Annotated in this window: 4 protein-coding genes; all 4 read left to right on the plus strand. The window is 66.6% G+C overall.

Translation table 11 applies throughout. The features are described from left to right. The first annotated feature begins 219 nt into the window (after positions 1-219). Positions 220-669: a DUF2147 domain-containing protein gene (locus tag AC1VAN_RS12810; protein ID WP_480985924.1), complete on the plus strand. Its 450-nt coding sequence runs from the start codon at positions 220-222 to the stop codon at positions 667-669. A gap of 102 nt (positions 670-771) precedes the next feature. Then, the gene (gene metG / locus AC1VAN_RS12815) at positions 772-2844 is read left to right on the plus strand and encodes a methionine--tRNA ligase (protein WP_480985925.1); all 2073 of its coding nucleotides are present in this window, start codon (positions 772-774) and stop codon (positions 2842-2844) included. Between the two features lie 76 nt (positions 2845-2920). Next, positions 2921-3511 carry an HAD family hydrolase gene (locus tag AC1VAN_RS12820; RefSeq protein ID WP_025879084.1) on the plus strand — a complete coding sequence of 197 codons (591 nt, stop codon included), beginning with the start codon at positions 2921-2923 and terminating at the stop codon, positions 3509-3511. Positions 3512-3535: 24 nt separating this feature from the next. Next, positions 3536-3949 carry an Rnf electron transport complex subunit RnfB gene (rnfB, locus tag AC1VAN_RS12825; protein ID WP_032952130.1) on the plus strand — a complete coding sequence of 138 codons (414 nt, stop codon included), beginning with the start codon at positions 3536-3538 and terminating at the stop codon, positions 3947-3949. Positions 3950-4481: the final 532 nt, after the last annotated feature.

Consider the following 4481-nt stretch of genomic DNA (forward strand, 5'->3'; position numbering starts at 1 on the left):
AGCCCCCATGGATGGGTTTACGGCGTCYCCCKCAACCGGRCCCACCCCGCCATCCCACGGAATGCACGCTGTTGCTGTTGCCGTTGCCGTTGCCGTTGCAGTTGCAGTTGCGGGTGCCGGGTGCAACCCGGCCAACACCCCCCTTCCCCATACCCCGCCGAATGGGTATACAGTCGACCCGTACCGGCATCGTGCCGGAATGAACCCTGGGAGGGGACCATGCGCAAGACCTTCAAGACCCTGCTGCTGGCGCTGCCGCTGTGCCTGGCCGCGCTCTCCGCGCAGGCCGCCGACRGYGCCGYCGGCCGCTGGAAGACCATCGACGACAAGACCGRCAAGGTGAAGTCGATCGTCGAGATCAGCCAGGCCGCCAACGGCACGCTGTCCGGCAAGGTGGTCGAGATCCTGCACTCGGACAAGGGCCCGAACCCGGTCTGCGATGGTTGCGAGGGCGCCAACAAGAACAAGCCGGTGAAGGGCATGACCATCCTCTGGAACCTGAGCCAGGACAAGGGCACCACCAGCAAGTGGTCCGGTGGCACCATCCTCGACCCGGCCAACGGCAAGACCTATCGCTCGAAGATCGAGCTGCAGCCGGGTGGCGGCAAGCTGGACGTGTCCGGCTGCATCGCCTTCATCTGCCGCGCGCAGACCTGGGTCCGCGAGTAAGCGTCACGGCCCCGGCAATGCCCTGGTGACCCGGCTCCGGCCGGGTCACCGCGTTGCGGGCATGCGATAATCCCCGGTTCCCCCTGGCTGCACCCCGTGACCATGACCCGTACCGCGCTCGTCACCACCGCCCTGCCCTACGCCAACGGCCCGCTGCACCTGGGCCACCTGGTCGGCTACATCCAGGCTGACATCTGGGTGCGGGCGCGTCGAATGAGTGGCGGCAAGGCCTGGTTCGTGTGCGCCGACGACACCCACGGCACGCCGATCATGCTGGCTGCGGAAAAGGCCGGGGTCACCCCGGAAACCTTCATCGCCAACATCCAGGCCAGCCACGAGCGCGATTTCGCCGCTTTCGGCGTCGCCTTCGACCATTACGACTCGACCAATTCCGCCGCCAACAAGGCGCTGACCGAAGCGTTCTACCTGAAGCTGGAAGCGGCCGGCCACATCAGCCGCCGTTCGGTGGCGCAGTTCTACGACCCGGCCAAGGGCATGTTCCTGSCCGACCGCTWCRTCAAGGGCAYCTGCCCGAACTGCGGCASCGMMGACCAGTACGGCGACAACTGCGAGGTCTGCGGCGCCACCTATGCGCCGACCGACCTGAAGGAGCCGCGCTCGGTGATCTCCGGGGCAACCCCGGAAATGCGCGATTCGGAGCACTTCTTCTTCGAGGTCGGCCACTTCGACGGCTTCCTGCGCGACTGGCTGGCCGGCGATGTCGCCCTGCCGGGCGTGAAGGCCAAGCTGGGTGAATGGCTCAACGCCGAAGGCGGCCTGCGTGCGTGGGACATCTCGCGCGATGCGCCGTACTTCGGTTTCGAGATTCCCGGCCAGCCGGGCAAGTACTTCTACGTSTGGCTGGACGCGCCGATCGGCTACCTGTCCAGCTTCCAGACCCTGTGCAGCAGGATCGGCGAGGACTTCGAAGCGCACCTGCGCGCCGGCACCAGCACCGAGCTGCATCATTTCCTCGGCAAGGACATCGTCAATTTCCATGGCCTGTTCTGGCCGGCGGTGCTGCACGGCACCGGCCACCGCGCGCCGACCCGCCTGCACGTCAACGGCTACCTGACCGTCGATGGCGCGAAGATGAGCAAGTCGCGCGGCACCTTCGTGATGGCGCGCACGTTCCTCGATGCCGGCCTGGAGCCGGAGGCACTGCGTTACTACTTCGCCGCCAAGTCCGGTGGTGGCGTCGACGACCTCGACCTGAACCTGGGCGACTTCATCGCGCGCGTCAACGCCGATCTGGTCGGCAAGTTCGTCAACCTCGCCAGCCGCTGCGCCGGTTTCATCAGCAAGCGCTTCGATGGCCAGTTGGCCGCGCAGCTGCCCGACGCGGCGCAGTACCAGCGCTTCGTCGATGGCCTGGCGCCGATCCGTGAGGCATACGAGCGCAACGACCCGGCCGCGGCGATCCGCCTGACCATGACCCTGGCCGATGAAGCCAACCGCTACATCGACGACGTCAAGCCGTGGGTGATCGCCAAGCAGGAAGGCGCCGACGCGCAGCTGCAGGCGGTCTGCAGCCAGGGCCTGAACCTGTTCCGCGTACTGGTCACCGCCCTGAAGCCGGTGCTGCCAGCCACCGCGGCGCAGGCCGAGGCCTTCCTGGCCGCGCCGGTGAATGACTGGACCGAGCTGGCGCAGCCGCTGCTGGGCCACCGCATCACCGACTACACCCCGCTGTTCACCCGTATCGACCCGAAGAAGATTGACGCCATGATCGACGCCTCCAAGGACACCCTGACCACCGCCGCCCCCGCTGCCAAGGTTGAAGCAAGCAAGCCTGCCGCACCGGTGGTGGCCAAGGACGAAGCAAAGAGCGCCGACGCGCCGGCCTACATCGGCATCGACGACTTCGCCAAGCTCGACCTGCGCATCGGCAAGGTGCTGGTGTGCGAGTTCGTGGAAGGCTCGGACAAGCTGCTGCGTTTCGAACTGGATGCCGGCGACCTCGGCAAGCGCCAGATCTTCTCCGGCATCCGCGCCAGCTACGGCGAGCCGGAAGCGCTGGTCGGCCGCAGCGTGGTGTTCATCGCCAACCTGGCACCGCGCAAGATGCGCTTCGGCCTGAGCGAAGGCATGATCCTGTCGGCCGGTTTCGATGGCGGCGCGCTGGCGCTGCTGGACGCCGACAGCGGCGCGCAGCCGGGCATGCCGGTTCGTTGATGCAGTACGGGCGCGGCCCTGGCCGCGCCCGGTCATGAGCACCGCGAAGGGAGGTACCGTGATGGGAGATGCTGCGTTGGAACTGGCGCTGTTCGACTTCGACCACACTGTCACCACCTGCGACACCTATGGCCGCTTCCTGCGCCGGGTCGCCACCGCCGAACAGCTGGCACAGGCCTGGTGGAAAGTCGGCCCGTGGCTGCTGGCCTACAAGCTGAAACTGATCTCCGCCGAGCGCATCCGCGCACGGGTGACCCGGTTGACCTTCAGCGAGCGCCACGCCGATGACATCGAGACGCTGGCTGCGGGCTTCTCCCGCGAGTTCCTGCCCGATGTCGTGCGCCCGGAAATGCTGGAGCAGATCCGCTGGCACAAGGAGCAGCAGCACACCGTGGTGGTGGTGTCCGGTTCACTGGACCTGTACCTGCGGCCGTGGTGCGAACAACTGGGCCTGCAGCTGATCTGCAATCGGCTGGAAAGCGAAAGCGGACGCCTGACCGGCCGCTACGCCGGTGGCGATTGTGGTCCGCGCAAGGTTGAGCACATCCGCCGCCAGTTCGACCTGTCACGTTACACACGCATCCATGCCTACGGTGACAGCGCGGAGGATCGCCCGATGCTGGCCCTGGCGCACGAGCGCTGGTACCGCGGCAAACCCCTGAAGTAACCCAACGCGCAGCCTTCGCCACGCATGAGCCTGATTCCGCCCCTGACCGAACGCCTGGACCGCTTGCTGCCGCAGACCCAATGCGGGCAATGCGGTTACGACGGCTGTCGCCCGTACGCGCAGGCGATGGCACGTGGGGAGGCTGGCGTGGATCGTTGTCCGCCCGGCGGCGATGCCGGTGCGCGGGCGTTGGCGCAGGTGCTGGGTGTGCCGGCGTTGCCGTTCGATCGCAGCCGGGGCGAGCACAAGCCGCCGCAGGTGGCGTTGATCGTGGAGGCTGACTGCATCGGTTGCACCAAGTGCATACAGGCGTGCCCGGTGGATGCGATCGTCGGCGGGGCAAAGTACATGCACACGGTGATTGCCGATCTGTGCACGGGGTGCGAGTTGTGTATTCCACCGTGCCCGGTGGATTGCATCGAGCTGGTGTTGGTGTAGGTTTTTTTTTGYGACGCCGCGGCGTCGCGTTGCGCTGAGAGCAACAGCAACAGCAACAGCAACAGCAACGGCAACGGCAACGGCAACGGCAACGGCTGGGAGCGTCGGCTGCCTGGGTTTGATGATCTGGGCTGGTGGGCGGGGGCAAGCGGGACACGCCGTGAACCCATCCATGGGGGCTCGATGACGCCTTGCTCGTGTGCGCTATCCTGCGCACACGGCAAGACCTGGGTTGGGCGTCCTGCCCAACCCGCCAGGCGCATGCGCCTGGCCCATGGCGCCAACGGTCCCGCTTRCCCCCSCCCACCAGCCCCCGACAGATATCCGCTGCGGACGGGCGAGCAACTGCAATGCCATGGCTGGGGTGTTGGTGGGTGCGGACCTTGGTCCGCACTATCTGTCCAATGTCATGAACCGTCGTCGCAATCGACCTTGCCTGCGCACGCTGGCGACTATCGAATCACGATGCATGTCGCAGATTGCTCGGTCTATCGCGACCGTGGCGCCACCTGCGTTCGAGGCGGCTTAACAG

Source organism: Stenotrophomonas sp. 05L44_2 (genome assembly GCF_056665995.1).